The organism is Carnobacterium sp. (assembly GCF_040274425.1).
In genome coordinates this window covers 1-18,308 of the sequence record NZ_JBEMBC010000005.1, presented here as the reverse complement: position 1 = coordinate 18,308, position 18,308 = coordinate 1, and the positions used below count along the sequence as shown (strand labels likewise).

General features: G+C 35.9%; 18 protein-coding genes, 1 tRNA gene and 1 other annotated feature. Of the genes, 2 read left to right on the top strand and 17 right to left on the bottom strand.

The annotated features are described in order from the left end of the window. Positions 1-12 precede the first annotated feature (12 nt). From ABS911_RS01795 to argR, 3 genes are all read right to left on the bottom strand, one after another. The gene (locus tag ABS911_RS01795) at positions 13-873 is read right to left on the bottom strand and encodes an aldo/keto reductase (RefSeq protein ID WP_350466015.1); all 861 of its coding nucleotides are present in this window, start codon (positions 871-873) and stop codon (positions 13-15) included. 61 nt (positions 874-934) lie between these two features. Continuing rightward, a complete protein-coding gene (locus tag ABS911_RS01790; protein ID WP_350466014.1) occupies positions 935-2,464 on the bottom strand; it encodes a phosphohexomutase domain-containing protein in 1,530 nt (509 codons plus the stop codon). A 31-nt stretch (positions 2,465-2,495) separates the two neighbouring features. Further along, positions 2,496-2,951 carry an arginine repressor gene (argR, locus tag ABS911_RS01785; protein WP_035023287.1) on the bottom strand — a complete coding sequence of 152 codons (456 nt, stop codon included), beginning with the start codon at positions 2,949-2,951 and terminating at the stop codon, positions 2,496-2,498. A gap of 171 nt (positions 2,952-3,122) precedes the next feature. Continuing rightward, positions 3,123-3,359, top strand: a binding site (T-box leader). Between the two features lie 92 nt (positions 3,360-3,451). Between argR and argS the strand changes: the two genes are divergently transcribed. After that, positions 3,452-5,146, top strand: a complete 1,695-nt coding sequence (gene argS, locus ABS911_RS01780) for an arginine--tRNA ligase (RefSeq protein WP_350466013.1) — start codon at positions 3,452-3,454, stop codon at positions 5,144-5,146. Positions 5,147-5,208: 62 nt separating this feature from the next. On the opposite strand, the gene ABS911_RS01775 is transcribed toward argS, so the two are convergent. The 5 genes from ABS911_RS01775 to ABS911_RS01755 form a co-directional block, all read right to left on the bottom strand. Beyond that, complete coding sequence (locus ABS911_RS01775; RefSeq protein ID WP_350466012.1) at positions 5,209-5,742, bottom strand: acyl-CoA thioesterase; 534 nt, start codon at positions 5,740-5,742, stop codon at positions 5,209-5,211. Positions 5,743-5,744: 2 nt separating this feature from the next. Next, entirely contained in the window at positions 5,745-6,995 is a 1,251-nt protein-coding gene (locus ABS911_RS01770; RefSeq protein ID WP_350466011.1) for a thiolase family protein, read from the bottom strand. Between the two features lie 180 nt (positions 6,996-7,175). Then, positions 7,176-7,685 carry a tRNA (uridine(34)/cytosine(34)/5-carboxymethylaminomethyluridine(34)-2'-O)-methyltransferase TrmL gene (gene trmL / locus ABS911_RS01765; RefSeq protein WP_350466010.1) on the bottom strand — a complete coding sequence of 170 codons (510 nt, stop codon included), beginning with the start codon at positions 7,683-7,685 and terminating at the stop codon, positions 7,176-7,178. Positions 7,686-7,722: 37 nt separating this feature from the next. Further along, entirely contained in the window at positions 7,723-8,892 is a 1,170-nt protein-coding gene (gene queG / locus ABS911_RS01760; RefSeq protein ID WP_350466009.1) for a tRNA epoxyqueuosine(34) reductase QueG, read from the bottom strand. A 357-nt stretch (positions 8,893-9,249) separates the two neighbouring features. Then, entirely contained in the window at positions 9,250-10,098 is an 849-nt protein-coding gene (locus ABS911_RS01755) for a methyltransferase domain-containing protein (protein ID WP_350466008.1), read from the bottom strand. A 198-nt stretch (positions 10,099-10,296) separates the two neighbouring features. On the opposite strand from ABS911_RS01755, the gene ABS911_RS01750 reads away from it, so the two are divergent. Continuing rightward, entirely contained in the window at positions 10,297-10,728 is a 432-nt protein-coding gene (locus ABS911_RS01750; RefSeq protein WP_350466007.1) for a DUF2188 domain-containing protein, read from the top strand. Positions 10,729-10,793: 65 nt separating this feature from the next. Here the strand turns inward: ABS911_RS01750 and ABS911_RS01745 are convergent, their stop codons facing one another. The 9 genes from ABS911_RS01745 to ABS911_RS01705 all read right to left on the bottom strand — a co-directional run bounded on the left by ABS911_RS01745 (position 10,794) and on the right by ABS911_RS01705 (position 18,308). Then, positions 10,794-11,303: a YtxH domain-containing protein gene (locus ABS911_RS01745; protein WP_350466006.1), complete on the bottom strand. Its 510-nt coding sequence runs from the start codon at positions 11,301-11,303 to the stop codon at positions 10,794-10,796. Positions 11,304-11,437: 134 nt separating this feature from the next. After that, a complete protein-coding gene (locus ABS911_RS01740) occupies positions 11,438-12,697 on the bottom strand; it encodes an aspartate aminotransferase type Ic (protein WP_350466005.1) in 1,260 nt (419 codons plus the stop codon). 98 nt (positions 12,698-12,795) lie between these two features. Then, a complete protein-coding gene (locus ABS911_RS01735) occupies positions 12,796-12,933 on the bottom strand; it encodes an OadG-related small transporter subunit (protein ID WP_350466004.1) in 138 nt (45 codons plus the stop codon). Positions 12,934-12,959: 26 nt separating this feature from the next. Further along, positions 12,960-14,081 carry a sodium ion-translocating decarboxylase subunit beta gene (locus ABS911_RS01730; RefSeq protein WP_350466003.1) on the bottom strand — a complete coding sequence of 374 codons (1,122 nt, stop codon included), beginning with the start codon at positions 14,079-14,081 and terminating at the stop codon, positions 12,960-12,962. A 46-nt stretch (positions 14,082-14,127) separates the two neighbouring features. Further along, the gene (locus ABS911_RS01725; RefSeq protein ID WP_350466002.1) at positions 14,128-14,478 is read right to left on the bottom strand and encodes a biotin/lipoyl-containing protein; all 351 of its coding nucleotides are present in this window, start codon (positions 14,476-14,478) and stop codon (positions 14,128-14,130) included. A 13-nt stretch (positions 14,479-14,491) separates the two neighbouring features. Beyond that, positions 14,492-14,791: an oxaloacetate decarboxylase gene (locus ABS911_RS01720; protein ID WP_350466001.1), complete on the bottom strand. Its 300-nt coding sequence runs from the start codon at positions 14,789-14,791 to the stop codon at positions 14,492-14,494. Between the two features lie 16 nt (positions 14,792-14,807). Further along, complete coding sequence (locus ABS911_RS01715; protein ID WP_350466000.1) at positions 14,808-16,223, bottom strand: oxaloacetate decarboxylase subunit alpha; 1,416 nt, start codon at positions 16,221-16,223, stop codon at positions 14,808-14,810. An 82-nt stretch (positions 16,224-16,305) separates the two neighbouring features. Next, on the bottom strand, positions 16,306-17,946 hold the full coding sequence (locus ABS911_RS01710; RefSeq protein ID WP_350465999.1) for a phosphoenolpyruvate carboxykinase (ATP): 1,641 nt from the start codon (positions 17,944-17,946) through the stop codon (positions 16,306-16,308). A 279-nt stretch (positions 17,947-18,225) separates the two neighbouring features. Next, positions 18,226-18,308: transfer RNA gene (locus ABS911_RS01705), tRNA-Leu, on the bottom strand.

The window sequence follows — 18,308 nt, the reverse complement described above, 5'->3', positions numbered from 1 at the left end:
TCTATTTTTTTATTATACTGGTCTAACGGATGTTTCTAACAATCTTTCTTGATCATCAGGATCACTACCATATCTTATTCCAGTTTCTAATGAGTTAATTTGTTCCATCTCTTCTGTTGTTAAAGAAAAGTTGAATACATCACTATTTTCTAAAATACGATTGTCATGAACTGATTTTGGAATAACAACTTCTCCTCGTTCTAAATGCCAACGGATAATAACTTGTGCAGGAGTCTTGAAATATTTTTGACCGATCTCCAATAGTATTGGATGGTTTAAGAGGTCAGATTTCCCTTGTCCTAAAGGACCCCATGCTTCATGAATAATGCCATTTGCTTTCATATATTCATGCAATTCGTTTTGCGGGAATTCTGGATGTGTTTCAATTTGGTTGATCATTGGTTGCATCAATCCTTGATTTTTAAGTTCCTCAAGGTGATGGATTTGGAAGTTAGACACTCCAATCGCTTTGATTTTTCCTTCTTCATACAATTCAACAATGGCTTTCCATGTTTCAACATATTTTGGAGCAGCCCAGTGAATTAAATACAAATCTAAATAATCTGTGTCTAGACGATCTAGACTTTCTTGAAATGCTACTTTTGTTTGTTCATAACCTTGATCGTAATTCCATACTTTAGAAGTAATAAAGACTTCTTCTCTTTTGATTCCTGCTTCTTTTAATCCACGGGCTAAATATTCTTCATTGCCGTAAATTTTAGCTGTATCAAAATGACGGTAACCGACTTCGACTGCATATTTAACAGCATCCACTAATTCAGCTTCATTTTTCATTAAAAATAATCCTAAACCTAATTTAGGAATTTTGACTCCATTGTATAATTCAATACTTTCTACTAACGGTTCACCCATTTACTACACTTCCTTCGCTATCATTTTTACATTAATAAGTTTAAACCATTTTGACTGGTATTTACAAGCGAGACGAATCTAAGTCAACTTGTTCATAAAAAAAGTCTTTTATTTTTTCTCTTAACTTTTTAATGGACCCAGCTTGATCGCTCTCGATATTCAAAACCAGTAAAGGTTCATGTAAACTCATACGCAACAACATCCACCCAGTACCATATTGTCCAGAGGTGTTTACGCGTACACCCTCTAAATTGGCAGGTTCAATTGACAAATCGGATTCTTTTTCAATAAAACGACTGAAGTCTTCCATAACCTTCTTACCAGTCGCAAGGATATCTTCTGGCAAAATTTTAAACCGTACTTCATCTGTTTCAACAGGTTGTTTTAAAGTTGTGATTAAATCAGAGAAGTCTTTTCCATCTTTTTTTAAATTTGCATCGGCCATTAATATTTTTGCAACTAAGTATGCGCCATCATCTAAAAAATAATTTTCTTCAAGTGCTGCATGTCCGCTTGTTTCAATAGCCAAGCTGGTTGTTACACCTTCTTTATTCAATTGGATCGCACGATTGATGACATTCCGATATCCTGTAATGTAACGGTCTTGTTTCCCCCCTAAAGAAGTAATAAACGATTTTAGGTGTTCTGAAGTAGCCGAACTGGTCACAATTGTCGTACCAGGATTTTCGTTTATCAAAATAGCTGAAATAACAGCAATTAAATTGTTTCGATTCAGCGTGTCGCCTTTACGGTCTACTAAGGCTGAACGATCTACGTCTGTATCAAAAATAACACCCATATCTGCATTGTGTTGCAGAACGGCTTCTTGGATACTCTTCATCGCTTCTTTATTATCAGGATTCGGAATATGATTAGGAAAATGACCATCTGGATCTAAAAATTGGCTGCCTTTGATATCCGCACCTAATGGAACCAATACTTTTTCAGCAAAAAAACCTCCTGCCCCATTTCCTGCATCTACAATAATATGGCGACCGGTCAACGGTTTTTCATACTGGTCTTGATCATTGATTCCGATTCGAATTTTGTTTACCAAATCTTTCGCATAATCATTCAACAATGGAGCCGTTGAAACTTTTCCTTGGTTGTTTTCCCAAGTAACGTTTTCCCAGTCTGCCTGTTGCAAAATAAAGTCGATATCTTCGTGTTCCGCCCCACCATCTTTAGTGAAAAACTTCAATCCATTGTATTCAAATGGTAAGTGGCTAGCGGTTATCATAACAGCACTATCACAGTTATAAGAGTCATACTGCGTAGACATAAACATCGCAGGCGTAGTAGACAATCCTACATCGACCACATTTACTCCTGCATTGTTCAGTCCTTCTATGAAGACTGCTTTGATCCGATCAGCTGACAATCGGCTATCATGACCTACAGAAACGGTCAGTGGCTTTTTGTCATCTTCTATAGCTAATTTTTTTACTTCTTTTAGCCATACAGCATACCCATAAGCTATTTTTTCAATTATTTCATTTGTTAAGGTTACTTCATGATCTGACGTTTTTATAGCTATCCCACGAATGTCAGATCCATTTTGTAACGAAGCTAAATTAAATTCAGACTTCACAATCCATCCACTCCCTATGAAATTTTAAAGATTACGCTTCGACCCATCTTTTTAAGTACTCATGCATTTTTTTAGCATCTTCTTCATCTTTTGAAATAATTAAACAAGTGTCATTGCCGCCTACAGTACCAACCATTTCTGGAAAATCAATGGCATCTAACAATGCTGCCACCACATGTGCGTTACCCGGTATAGTCATTAATACATTCGTAAACTGTACTTGAGTCAATCGAATCACAACATCTCCTAATGTAGATTGTAGCTTTTCCTCATTAGACATTCGATTGTTTTGGAATATCGTATACTTAACGTTACCATTGGATGATGTTGTTTTTACTAAATGCATCTCTTTGATATCTCTAGAAATGGTTGCTTGTGTAGCCTCAACCCCTTCTTGTTTGAGATAATGCAACAACTCTTCTTGTGTAGCAATGTCGTGATTTGTGATGATTTGTTTGATTGCTAATTGTCGATTTGATTTTTTCATACTGCAAGGCCTCCTTCTAATTTAACGATTCTTCCTTTGTAGTATACCAAACAATTGATGTATACGCTTATATTTTACGATATTTTTACAAAAAGGTGAATAAAAATTCTATTATCTAAAAAGATTGGTATTCTCCTAAACAATTTGCTATAATAAATAAAGTTCAACTATATCTGCTCTATGATGAAAAGAGTACTGTTAAGAAACATTTCAAGCGAGTTGGGACGGTGTAAGCCAACAATGTAAACTTTCAGGAACCGCACTTCGGAGAGAATAAAGCTGGTTTAAAATACAGTTTACCTGTATCCATCAGCTCATTCGGTTTTGTTTGCCGTTATCTAAAAACAAGTGGTTTCGTCATTGGACGAAGCAACAAGAGTGGTACCGCGGGAAAACCTCGTCTCTTTTTTGATTAGCATAGAATCAAAATTGGGCGTTTTTTTTATGTCTAAAATACTAAATTTTGATCGTCAAAAGACGTTCATCTAGGAGGAAAAAATATGGATTATAAATTAGGTGTTGCACAAGCTTTAAAAGAGCAAATTGGTGATGCATTACCAATTGAAAAAATTGTCAGTTTATTAGAGAATCCAAAATCTGCAGAACATGGTGATATTGCGTTCCCTGCCTTCGCTTTAGCAAAAGCTTTTCGTAAAGCTCCACAACAAATTGCAACTGATTTAGGAGGAACGGTTCATTCACCTATTGTTGAAAAAGTTGAGGTCGTTGGACCTTATCTAAACTTCTTTTTAAATAAAAAGGAAGTTAGTGCGGCCGTATTAAAAGAAATTCTTGAAAAAGGCCCTCACTATGGAGATGCTGAGATTGGTGGAAACAGAAATGTTCCTATTGATATGTCATCACCCAATATTGCCAAACCCATTTCAATGGGCCACCTACGCTCGACTGTTATCGGAAATGCGTTAGCAAATATTCTAACAAAAGTAGGTTTTAAACCTATTAAAATCAATCATCTTGGAGACTGGGGAACTCAATTTGGGAAATTGATCGTTGGTTATAAACTTTGGGGCAGTGAAGAAGCTGTAAAAAAAGATCCAATTGTCGAACTTTTACGCTTATATGTAAAATTCCATGAAGAAGCAGAAGAAAAACCCGAATTAGATGATGAAGCTCGCGAATGGTTTAAAAAATTAGAAGATGGCGATCAAGAAGCTCAAAAATTATGGAAATGGTTCCGTGAAGAGTCTCTTAAAGAGTTTAATCATGTCTACGAACGTTTAAACATTACTTTTGATTCTTTTGATGGAGAAGCTTTCTATAACGACAAAATGCAAGAAGTTATGGAATTACTGGAAGAAAAAAATGTGTTAACGGTTAATGATGGTGCTACTATTGTTGATTTAGAAAAATACAACTTAAATCCTGCATTGATCAAAAAATCTGATGGCGCAACATTGTACATCACGCGTGATTTAGCTGCAGCTATCTATCGTAAACGCACGTATGATTTTGCAATGTCTCTCTATGCAGTTGGTAATGAACAAAGCAATCACTTTAAACAATTAAAAGCCGTGTTAAAAGAAATGGGTTATGACTGGTCAGATGATATGCACCACATTCCATTTGGTTTGATTACACAAGGCGGTAAAAAATTGTCTACACGTAAAGGAAAAATCGTTTTACTTGAAGAAGTTTTAGATGATGCTGTTGCATCAGCACTTGAACAAATTGAAGAGAAAAATACAGATTTGCCAAATAAAGAAATCATTGCTGACCAAGTTGGTATTGGTGCTGTTGTCTTCCACGATTTAAAAAATGATCGTTTAAACAATTTTGACTTTACTATTGAAGAAGTTGTTCGTTTTGAAGGAGAAACAGGTCCTTACGTTCAATACACAAGAGCTCGTGCAATGAGTATCTTAAGAAAATCAGGGATTGCTGGGATCGATACAACCGTTGACTATCCTTTAGATGATACTTATAGCTGGGAAATTATCAAATTGCTAGAAAGTTACCCAGATGATGTTCAACGTGCCTATGAAAAATTTGAACCTTCAGTTATCGCTAAACACGCTATTCATTTAGCTCAAGCGTTCAATAAATATTATGCAAATAGTAAAGTACTTGCTGACGATGCTCAAAAACCTGCTCGTTTAGCACTCGTTCAATCTGTTGCAACCATTTTAAAGGAAGATCTAAGATTATTAGGTGTTCAAGCACCCGATCAAATGTAATAAACAACAAAAAGGGATCAAGACATTTTATTTTGTCTTGATCCCTTTTGTTTGTTTATTTTTTAATCTTCATCCATCCAAGAGTTCGTTAATGTAATCTTTTGAGCAAATTGTTTGTTGAATTCTCTTTTAATAAAGCGATTTTTATTCCGCTCTTCGTACCCATTGCAGATAAATGATTCTTCTTCAGTTTCAGGTTCGATCAAAGGTACAATCGCTTTACTTTTATCGGTTTTAAAGGCCACAAATGTTAAAAAAGCTGTGACCGCTAAATATTGTTCTCCGGTAAGTAAATTCTCTCCGATAACTTTACAAAAAACTTCTACAGATGATTTTCCAACACCTGAAACATAGGCTTCAATAGTAATAGCATCATTTCGTTGAATTGGATGCAAAAAATCTACTGAATCCGTTGAAGCTGTTACGGATTGTGTACGAGCATGCCTGGTCACGGCAATCGAAGCTGCGACATCCAGCATACTCATAAGCTCTCCTCCAAATAATGTTCCGTGATTGTTCAATTGATTTGGGAAGATGCTATGTGTTTGAACCACTAATGATTCGCGACATCTTTTTACAAGTCTTTTTTCATTCATCTTTAAACAGATCCATTCTCTAATAATAAAGCGATTCCTTGACCGCCGCCAATGCAAGCTGATGCAATGGCATATTTTTTTTCAGGATGGTTTTTAAATTCATAACAAAGTGAAGTAATGATACGGGCCCCAGACATTCCCAAAGGATGACCTAACGCTACAGCTCCACCATTTGGATTCAATCGATTGTACACTTTTGAACCAGATTCAATGCCTAATTCTTTCATACAACCCAGTATTTGAGCGGCAAAAGCTTCATTGATTTCTAAAATATCGATATCTTCAAGTTTCAAATCATTTTGAGCCAAAACTTTATTGATCGCATAAACAGGGCCCAATCCCATTACATTTGGGTCACACCCAGCTATTGCAAAATCAACGATTTTAGCCATTACATCTAGTCCGCGCTCTTTAGCAATAGAAGCTTTAGTAAAAATCTCAAAAGCTGCCCCATCATTTAATCCAGAAGCATTCCCTGCAGTGATCGTACCCTTGCCATCTTTACGAAAAGCCGGTTTTAACCTAGCTAAGCTCTCCATATTTGTTCCTGGCCTAGGGTGTTCATCTGCATCAATGACAGTTATGTTGCCTTTGCGTCCTTTAACTTCAACTGAAATAATCTCTTGAGCAAGACGTCCGCTTTCACTGGCTTGTGCGGCTTTGCGTTGACTATCCATCGCATAAGCATCTTGTTCTTCTCTAGTAATTGTATACTTTTCAGCAATTTTTTCTGCAGTATCTCCCATGTGATGAACTTCAGGGTATTCAGCATTGGGTTGAGCATGCATATGAAGTGCTAAGTTTGCATCAATAATATTAAAGTTTCCGGCTTTAAAGCCTTCCCATCTCGATTCAAGTGGCAAATAATATTCTGAGCGAGACAAACTTTCTACTCCACCAGCAGCAATAAAATCAACATCCATTGTCATCAATTCTTGCGCTGCTGAAATAGCGGATTGAATACCTGAACCACAAATGCGATTTACCGTCATTCCCGTTGATTGTTGTCTCAAGCCCGCCTTCAATCCTATGACACGCCCAATATTGCTTTCCTCTTGTGTTCCCATTGCTTGTCCAGCAATGACTTCATCTATCTCTTCATTCGTCAGTCCAGCACGTTTAATGGCCTCTTTGAGCGCAATTGCTCCTAGCTCTCCTGTAGGAACCGTTTTTAATCCTCCTAAATAAGCACCAATTGGTGTACGTGCTGCTCCAACAATAACAATGGGGTCATCAGTTTTAAATCTTGGCATAAATTAAACCTCTCCTTAACTTATAGGGATGCATTCTTATTCATTATAATTCTTGCAAAAAAGATTATCAAACTACATTGTCCTATTTAAGCAATATTAAGAAAAGCTTTACCTTTAGGATAATCATTGTCATTTATTCAACAAATAAGGATCAAATAAATTTGATCCTTAAGGTTATCATTAATCCAGTTTGTCGTTATCATAATGATGAGCTAATTCCATCCCTTTGAAATCTTGCTGACGAAGAGCTTCATAGATTAAGATAGCTGCTGTATTGGATAAATTCAATGAACGTACGTGCTCGTCGTTCATTGGAATACGCAAACAATCCTCTTCGTGTTCGCGCATAAATTCTTCTGGTAAACCAGTTGTTTCTTTGCCAAAAAGAAAATAATGATCGCCTTCAGTAGTTGCATAATCAACGTCACTATAGACACGATGACCAAATTTTGTGATCAAATGCAACTGACCATTTTGTGCGACTTCCATAAATGCTGCTAAATTTTTATGGTACGTGATATGGACTTCGTTCCAATAATCCAATCCGGCTCTTTTTAGATGTTTATCATCCGTTTGAAATCCTAAAGGTTCGATCAAATGCAAATGTGTATTTGTTGCTGCACATGTTCGAGCTATGTTTCCTGTATTTGCAGGTATCTGCGGTTCAAATAAAGCAATATGGTTTGCCATGTTAATCAAGTTCCTCCTAAAATAACTTTCAAATAAATTATCTTTTTTTCTCTCTTTTACTTTTAATCGTCTCAATAGCCTGTTGTATTTCATAATAGGCTTCTTTGTCTTCTTCTTTTGTTAATGCCTCTTCTAGAAATTCAATGACCAATTCATCTCTAGCAGAAACGATTTTTGCTATTGACCAAGCTGCTGTTCCTCGGATCACAGGTCGAACATCTTCATCAATGCAGCGCAATAAATCTGGTAAAGCCGATTTGTCTCGGTAGTTTCCTAATGCAATAATGGCATTACGTTGCAGTGGTTTTTTCCCACGCCACGAACCGGACATATGACCAAATCGTTCTTTAAAATCACGATTACTGATGGTCAGCAATGGTTTGAGCTTTGGCATAACACTCTCAGGATCTGGTTCCATCTCAGGATGAAAAAGAGCATTTTTCCCTTTATTATAAGGACAGACAATTTGACAAATGTCACATCCATAAATAACATGCCCCATTTTCCGTCTGAATTGTTCTTCCATCATCCCTTTTGTCTGGGTTTGGTATGAGAGACATTGTTTAGCATTGATTCGTCCATCACCCAGTAACGCTCCGGTAGGGCAAGCATCCACACAACGCGTACAATCTCCGCATCCAAAAGGGACAGGAGTATCTGCTGAAAAATCAAGGTTCGTAATAATTTCTGCTAAGTAAACATAGGAACCAAATTCTTCGGTGATCAGTAAACCATTTTTTCCGATAAAACCTAAACCTGCTCGCTGCGCAACAGCTACATCTACTAGTTCTCCGGTGTCAACCATGGGTTTATACGTAGCTACTTCTCCCGCTTCACTACGGATATATGCAATCAATTGATCCATTTTTCCCCGTAAGATATCATGATAATCGGTTCCCCAAGAAGCTCGTGCAAATTCTCCACGGCGTTCTCCCTTCACCCGAGGCGGTGGAGCATCCATTTTTGTAGGATAAGCTAAAGCAATCGAAATAATCGAACGAGGATTTTTAAATATCAACTCTGGGTAGATCCGTTCTTTGATGACTTTATGTTCAAAACCAGAATGATGCCCAAGTTCTTGCTGCTTCTCTAATTTTTCTTCTAGTTCATCAAATGGATCGGCGGTTGTAAATCCAATTTTATCTATTCCAATTCGTTTACTTTCTTCAATAATTTTTTCTTTTAATGAAGTTGCTTCCCCAACCATAAGATTCACTCCCATAAACTCAATCTTCTCGTCTATTTTAGCGTATTTTCACTTTAAAGACAAAAAATCTTTCGTAAAAATTCAACTACACTAAAAGATAGACCAACGAGGTAAAAAAGAGCACAAAAAAACGCATCGCTTCGGTGTCCAGCACTGCGAAACGATACGTTAGTTAAGCCTATTACAATTCATTAACTTTTATCAAAATCTGATGGATTCCTGATAAAAACGAATGACGTTTAAGAACTTATAGGTAATATAACATCGCTGTGGTATTGTTGCAAGTGTCTGCGGCTGAGATTATTCATGAAAACGGTATATATTAGCACAAAAGTTCACAATTCGTTCACAATGCACTTATTTTTGTCCAATTAAGACACAAACATCAATGGTGACTTTTTTTAATGGATGATCCATGGCATATTCTTTAGACTCTGGACTTGCGCCCCAACTTAATGGTGTCATCTTCATTAGGTCTGCAAATAATGATGGCGTTAAATCAAATGAATACTTGATTTTTTTTATTTCCATTGATGGAAAATGTTCTTTAAATTTCGCAATCACGACCTCATTCGAGTAAGTTTGCTTTTCTTCTTGATCACGGTAAAGCAATTGTCTTAATTCAATCAAATACTCTTTTTCAGGAACCACTTTAATCACTTGGCCGCCTTTTTTTAAAAGACGATCAAATTCTTTGTAATTTGAAGGTGAAAAAATATTTAATATCGTATCGTACTGTTGTGTAGCAAACGGTGATTGTGCTAAATCCGCAACACACCAAAAGGCACTAGAAAAATGAGTAGCTGCTAATTGAATAGCATCTTTAGAGATATCAAAGCCAATTTTTTGGCCTTTTAACCCTAACTCTGTTAAATAATCTAGTTGAGAACCTTCTCCACAGCCAACATCTAAAGTATGTCCATTTTCTTTTTCAGCAATGCTTAGATAAAGTTCATCTAATAAGGGATGAAATAAGCCTGCAGTTGCAATGTTAAATCGTGAAGACAACATTTCTTTGTCATACTCATTTTTTGTTCCTTTTAATAAGAAATAAAGTGTACCTTTTTTTGAAATATCAAAAAGATGTCCATTTATACAACTTAAACTATTTCCATTCATATCACTAAATGCTTCTTCACAAATTGGACACTGGAACATCTCGCTATTTTCTTTCATAAACAATGCAGCTGCTTCTATTTTCTTCATATATAGCCTTCTTTCATGTAAGATAGTATTTACCTTCTTATCCAGTACAATGTTTAAATACCCATCTAACAATATACCATTATTAACCGATTATTTCATAATTACTATAAAAATAGTCATTCAATCTTTTTATTTGTTTGATTAATCGAAGAGTGGTATAACAGACTTAAACAAACATTTAAAAGGAGGCTAATTTTTATGCCATGGGATATGAATGACTACCCTGCTTCATTAAAAAATTTTGACCCACTGTTACGAAAAAAAACAATTGAAATTGCTAATGCTCTTTTAGCTAATGGATATGAAGATGACCGTGCGATTCCAATTGCGATCTCGCAAGCTAAATCGTGGATGGAAGATGCTTCTAAAGACGAAAAAGAAGCTTTTGATAAAGAAAACAACCCTAAAAAAAATGATCAGCACGATACTTCAAGTGCTAATCCCAAGTTATTAGATAATCCTGTTGAAGTTTTTTATGAAGACGATCATTGGTCGGTCAAAACAAAAGAAGCCAAACGAGCCAGTGATACATTTGATAAAAAAACCGATGCCGTAAATCGAGCTAAAGAAATTGCTGCAAATAAAGACTCTGAAGTCATTATTTATAAAAAAGATGGCACTCGACAATAAAAAAACAAGACACTTGTGATGAGCTTTTCCTATCACAAGTGTCTTATCTTTTTATATGCCATTCTTTAAAAAGTATCTACTGGATTATTTTCAGCTTTAGTTTCATCAATTTCCATTTTTGCTTCATCCACAACCGCTTTTGAAATATCTTTTGCTTCTGAAGTTGTTTGACTAACTTGATCTTTCAAACTTACTGCAGTATATTTTGCTTCGTTTACAGCCTCACTTAAATTAGCTTTTAAATTTTCTTTGCTTCCGGGTACGCCATTCTTAACATCTTTCAAATCTGCCTTTAGAATTTGAGAGTCCATTTTAAGTTGTTCTGCTAATTGTTTTGAGACCAATTGCATATCTGTTTTCAAACCAACTGCTGCATCTGTTGCAATGGCTTTAAAATCTCCGCCACGTTCTTTAGCAATCGACATGTAATCGCTAGAAGATTCTTTAAGCGTTTCTGCTTTATCTCTCAGCTCTAACTGATACTCTTCTCCAGATTTAGGTGCGAATAAGTAAGCTGCTACATATGCTGCCGCTCCTCCTATTGCTGCTCCAAATAAAAATGTTCCTTTTGACATCTGTCATCTTCCTTTCTGTGATAAAACTAAAATTGAAGCTACCTATTAAAAAAATTTAGACTTCATTTACCTCTACTATCATTCTACATTTTTAGAATCAATATAACAAAAGTTACCCTTTATTGTTTCCTTTTTTACAAAGATAATTCTTTTTTCAAACTAACAAATTCAATACATAAACAAATGGCATCCATTGCTGCATCTAAATCCTCTAATGATACCGGTGTTGGTGCCAAGCGAATGCTGTTATCTTTAGGATTATTACCGTATGGATAGGTTGCACCTGCTTCTGTTACGGCAACACCAATTTCAGCTAATGCATGGACGATATCAGTTGCACATCCAACTTTGGTAGTTAAATGAACAAAATAACCGCCTTTTGGTTCTGTCCACTTTACATAGTTTTTATCCGCAAAATAAATGGTTAATTTCTGATTGATCAAATCAAATTTTGGTTTTAAAATATGTGCATGGTTTTCCATATGTTCAGAAATGTGGTTTTTATTTTTTAAAAACTTCACATGACGCATTTGATTGATTTTATCAAATCCAATAGTTTGAAAAGAAAGTTCTTTTGCCACTATGTCAATATTACGTTTACTGGCTCCTAAAGCTGATACACCAGCACCTGGAAAAGTGATTTTTGATGTTGAACAAAACATCCATGCACGATTTGGATTCCCGGCAGCTTTACAAGCAGTTAATAGATTTTTAGCTGAATGTTTATCTTTCGTCAAATGATGCACAAGATAGGCATTGTCCCAAAGAACCATGAAATCCTCTGCTGCTGTCTTCATATTAGCTAAGCGGTCAACCACTTCATCTGAGTAGGTTATACCTGTTGGATTACTATAAGTAGGAACACACCAAATTCCTTTTATAGCAGCATCATTCTTTACAAGTCTTTCTACTTCATCCATATCAGGTCCATCTTCTTTTAATTCGATCGATATCATTTCAATGCCTAAGTTTTCTGTCATTGAAAAATGACGATCATATCCTGGGCTGGGACATAAAAACTTAATTGTTTCGTTAGAAAGATGCTCTTTCTTTCTGGAAAATAGATGAGAAGTGATTGCTAAGTGCATTAAACTTAAACTAGAGTTTCCTCCAATCAAAATCTCATCCAAGTCGGTTTCTAAAAGTTCAGAAAACAACTTTTTAGCTTCAAAAATACCAGTTAATTCTCCATAATTGCGAATATCTACGTTGCCTTGACTCATAAAATCTGATGAGGAAGAAAATACGTCCAACATTGGTTCTGATAATTGTAATTGTTCCTTACTCGGTATGCCTCTTTTTATATTTAAATTCAAAGGATGCGCTACATATTTGTCATAACTTATTTTTAAGTAATCATAATATTTTTTTAACTCTTCTGCTGACTGTTTCATATCTTTGTCTCCTTTCGCTTTTACTCTTCTAAAAAAGTATAGCGAAGAACAATTAAGAAAGCAAAACAAAGTTCGAGATGAACTCTGTATTGCTTTCCTCAATTCTTATTGGAAAACCATTTGACTAAACCCGTACAAGCTAAGAAAAGAATCCCTAATACCATAAAAATACCAAACATTCCATACCCCATTAATTCCAAACCTTGTTGTAAGGCTGTATAGTCAATATCAAACATCTTTTCACCACTCTCTTCTTAAAACTTTATGAAAAGTAAGCTAGTAATAGACCTCCGGCAATTACCGAAGCAATCTGTCCTGAAACATTTGCTCCTGCCGCATGCATCAAGACAAAATTTTCTTTGTCTTCTTCTTGAGCCATTTTTTGGATGACTCGAGCAGACATTGGAAATGCAGAAATACCAGCCGCGCCGATCATAGGGTTAATTTTTTCTTTACGAAACAGATTAATAAATTTGGCAAATAGTACCCCAGCAACGGTATCCATAATAAATGCAATCAAACCAAATCCAATGATTAATAACGAATCTACAGTTAAAAATAATTCTGCCGTCATTTTAACTGAAATGGTTAAACCTAGTAAGATACTAACAATGTTTACTAACTCATTTTGAGCAGTATGACTTAATCGATCTAAGACCCCACATTCGCTTAGCAAGTTTCCAAACATTAAAAACCCAACTAATGGTAAAGAAACTGGCGCTATAAATCCGGATACAATGATAACAACAATAGGAAAAAGAATACGAACTGTTTTTGAGATAGATGATGAGGTGTAGTGCATCCGTATCAACCGTTCTTTCTTTGTTGTTACAGCTTTAATCGCTAATGGTTGGATGATAGGCACCAAAGCCATATAAGAATACGCGGCTATGGTAATAGGACCTAATAATTGTGGGGCTAATTGCAATGCTACAAAAATAGAGGTAGGTCCATCTGCCGCGCCGATAATGCCGATCGAAGCAGCTTCTAAAATATCAAAACCAAAAATAATCGCAACTAAAATAGTAAAGAAGATCCCAAATTGAGCAGAAGCTCCAAATAGCAATAAAATCGGTTTTTGCAGCAATGGTCCAAAGTCGATCATCGCTCCAATCCCAATAAAAATCAACAACGGAAATACCTCTGTCGCAATACCAAAATCAAACAAAACATTGAGAATGCCCTCTTGTTCTTGATTATTTACTAGTTGAGTAATCAAGCCAGATTGTGGAAAATTAACCAACAGTGTTCCAATTCCCATAGGAACCAGCAAAGTCGGTTCGTATTTTTTCTTAATGCCTAGGTACATTAAACATGCCCCAATGACCATCATAATGATTTGTCCAATTGAAATGGAGAGTAAGCCAGAAAAAAAAGTACTCAAAAAATCTCCTCCCTCACTAGGAATTTGAAACGGAAATAATTTATCCTTAATTTGGAGTAATCAAGATTAAAACTTCTCCAGCTTCTACCGATTGATTAGATTGAGCCTTTATTTGTGAGACGACACCATCAACTGGCGCTACAATTTCATTCTCCATCTTCATTGCTTCTAATAAACAGACTGTTTCTCCAGCTTTTACGGATTGATTTTTTTGTACCTTAACAGACAAAATCCTTCCTGGCATAGGAGATGTAATCATTACTCCATCCAATTGACTCGTGTTGTTTTTGGCAGAGCTTGCAGGTTCATTTTCTATATTTTTATCCTGTTTCCTTTCAATTTCCTTTACTGAAACCTGATATACTCTGCCATTTACTGTTATCTCATAATTTTTCATCAGCGCACTCCCTTTATCGAATTCGCTCAATTTTTGTTACTTGATAGCTCCTATCTTGTCGATCTTCATTGGCTAGAATCAATGCCATTAAAACTGCAATTATTTTTGTTTCTTCATCTTCATCCTTATCATCAAGTGTTGGGACATCTTTGTTTGTTTGGACAGATGTTTCTGTTTGATGATTGACTTTATGTTGATTTGATCGCAATTGAATCAGCTGACGAAACAATTGCCATCCAATAAGCAGTACAAATAAGACTAAAAATCCAACAACGGCAACCACAACTATATCCAAATAAGAAAAACTTTCCATTTCCTCACCTCATTTTTTAAAGATAGCCAGATATTCTAATTGTTTGTTCTTCATCTATGGTCTCTTGTTTTTGATCAGCTTTTTGGGTCAAGTATTTTTTGATTAGAAACTCTTTTCCAACTTGTGGAAATAATGCAAATGTTAATACGTCTTCATCCGTTTTAGCACTCTTTCCTATCTCTTTTTTCAAACGTTCAAATTCTGGTTGAAGGTGATCAGCTGGTCGATCCGTGATAACTGGTTCATTATGAATAATTTTCTTTCTAAAATCATCGCTGATTGGCATTGGCGGACGTCCATATGAACCATGTAAATACTCTTTGATTTCATTTGGAACCATCTTGTAACGCTCTCCCGCTAGGACGTTAAAGACCGCTTGCGTGCCCACCATTTGACTCATAGGCGTTACCAATGGTGGATATCCTAAATCTTTGCGAACTTGCGGGACTTCCTTCAAGACAGCTTCATATTTTTCAGTCGCATTGGCTTGTTTTAATTGTGAATACAGATTTGATAACATCCCTCCAGGAACTTGATACAACAGTGCTTTCGGGTCTACAGTCATCATTTTTGGATCCAATTGCTGATTAGCTAGATACTTATCTCGAATAGGTTTAAAATAATCAGCAATTTCCTCCAACAGTTGGAGATTTAATTTTGTTGCTGCAAATCCTTCATTTAATGCAATAGCCATTGATTCAGTAGGCGGTTGACTAGTTCCCTCTGAAAAAGGTGAAATAGCAGTGTCAATCATATCTACACCAGCTTCAACAGCCATTAAATACGTCATTTGCGAAACACCGCTCGTAGCATGAGTGTGCAAACTAAGCGGTACAGTAAGAACGCTTTTCAGCGCGTGCACAAGTTCCTTTGCCACAAATGGTGTTAATATACCAGCCATGTCTTTTATACAAATCGAATCTGCGCCCATTTTTTCCAACTCTTGAGCTAGCTGAGTATAATACTCTATTGTGTGTACTTCGCTTATAGTATAACAAATGGTCAATTGGGCATGTTTTCCATATTTTTTTACTGCCTTTAAAGATGCTTCCAAATTTCTAGAATCATTTAATGCATCAAAAATCCTAAAAATATCTATGCCATTTTCACTAGCTTTTTCAACAAACTTTTCTACAATATCATCTGCATAATGTCGATATCCCAATAGATTCTGGCCTCTTAACAGCATTTGTAACTTTGTATGCGGTGCTCTTTCTTTGATGGCTCTTAACCTTTCCCATGGATCTTCATTTAGAAAACGAATCGCAGCATCAAAAGTAGCTCCTCCCCAGCATTCCAGTGAATAGTACCCGACCTGATCCATTTTTTCAATAATAGGCAACATTTCTTGCGTCGACATTCTTGTAGCCATCAAACTTTGATGAGCATCTCTCAAAACGGTTTCCGTAATTTCAACCGTATGTTCTTCCATTTTTGCATACTCCTTTCTAGTAAATGAAAAGGATTAGGTAAAACAAATAAAACAACTGACCTTTAATGCAAGTGCTATCTTTTTATTCAATCAATGCTTGCATGACTTCTAATGCTTCGTCTGGTAAAACATTCATTTGATTTTTTTCCTTTTGTTCTTGAATATAAGCTACTCGCATGTTTAGACGTTCTTGAACCAACTGATGATACTCTTGATCGTCAAATTCGGGCTCATATCCATCAACCACTAGGTAACTCAAATCATTTAGGGTTCCAAAAGGTTTAAATTCTGCTGTTTCCTCAACGATTGATTCAATACTGCTTAACGTGACCGTTGCAGTTACCTTTTTTTCTCCAAAATAGCCTGTATTTAAAATATAACAATCAATATTTTGGTCAGTAAATAATGCTTTAAAATGATGATAGTCTTCTTCAAGCGGATAAATACGAAATGGATTTGCATACGGTTCAATCACAAGTTTATTGACATCGATTCCTTTTTTCAAACGTTCAGCTGTGGAACGTTTCGTAGCTAGAGTAGCGCCAAATGTTGCAGCAAGTATCGGGTCAGTTACTTTGATTACAGGTGGCAAACTGTCATCTTTCATAATCCAATAAATCGCATCTATGGGTTCATCAAATTTATCTACACGATTTGAAGTAGAGTAACGTGATTTTATAGTTCTACCGTTACCATTACGTAAATCTTCTGTCAGTAAAACTTTATCGCCATTTTCATCTAGCGTGACAGCTACATTTTGTACCGTCACAAAATAATCAACTTCAACATGGTCCGAAGGGTAATCTTGTGTTTTATCAAAATAAGCGGGTTCTAATGCAATAGATGAACCATTTTTTAAGGAAATAATGAATGCATCATCATGCAAAACTTCCACTTCATATTTATGTTCATGTTTAGCATGTGTTAATGTAGACTTTCCTGATCCGGATAGTCCAAAGAATGCTGAAACATAATTTTTTCCATTAGATAAGGTGAATTTTTTTTGTCCACCATGACATGCAACGTATCCTAATCGGTGAGCTGTACCCCAAGCAAGTGTTAACGTTGCTTTCTTTAACTCTCCAAAATAATTCATGCCTAAAATGACCGCTGTGTTATGCTTTGAATCAAAATAAGCCAGTCCCATCGGATAATCCGGATGGTGCCATTCTGGATCTTGATAAATAAAGATATCGCCTTCGTTTATTGGTCTTGATTCGAGATACATTTCGTCGTACAATTCATTACAAATTTGAAAATTTAATAACCAAGAATATAAGTTGTTTTCTTGGCCAACAGGTACACTCAAATGAGCTTTCACCATAAATTCAGGATCTAAACCAACATAGGCTGTTCCTTTATAGCGCATGTTATTTTCACCTTGATAAATAGCTTCTCGAATGATTGGAGCCAATTTAGCATCTTCTTCAGGATTTTCTCCTAGAATACGCTTTGCTGCGGCTGTACGCCCTACTACAGCTCCGCCATTCTCAACCAGAACTTTCGCTCCAAATGGTAAACCTAATTTTTCTGGATGTTTAACTAATAAATCTGTTACAACAGTATGCATTGATTCTTTAGCCAGTAAGTATGCTTCTTCAATCGTTCCCACTTCATTAATATTGTTCCCATACATAGTTGTTTCTACTACCACACGTAATGGCGAAAATAGAGGGTTGTTTTTCCTAATTTCGGCTTTTGAAAAAGTAGATTTTGTTGACATATTATCCTCTCCTTTTTGGGTGATAAATTGAACGGACTATACATATAATCAATAGAATTTACTCGAACATCCAAACGCTTACATCAAAAGAAAACATTCGATATTTACACCATCATCATAACAGATAGCATAAAAATAATGAATAAAGTATCCTTATATTACAAAAAAAGATGATTCTCTGTACCATCAAAGATGTTAGAAAAGTGAAATTTGAGCACTAATTTTTTTCAAACAAAAAAAGAGCACCAAGAACGAAATCGTTCTTGGTGCTCTTTAGTATACCGGCGGCCGGAATCGAACCGGCACGCCCTCGCGGGCACAGGATTTTGAGTCCAGCGCGTCTACCAGTTCCGCCACGCCGG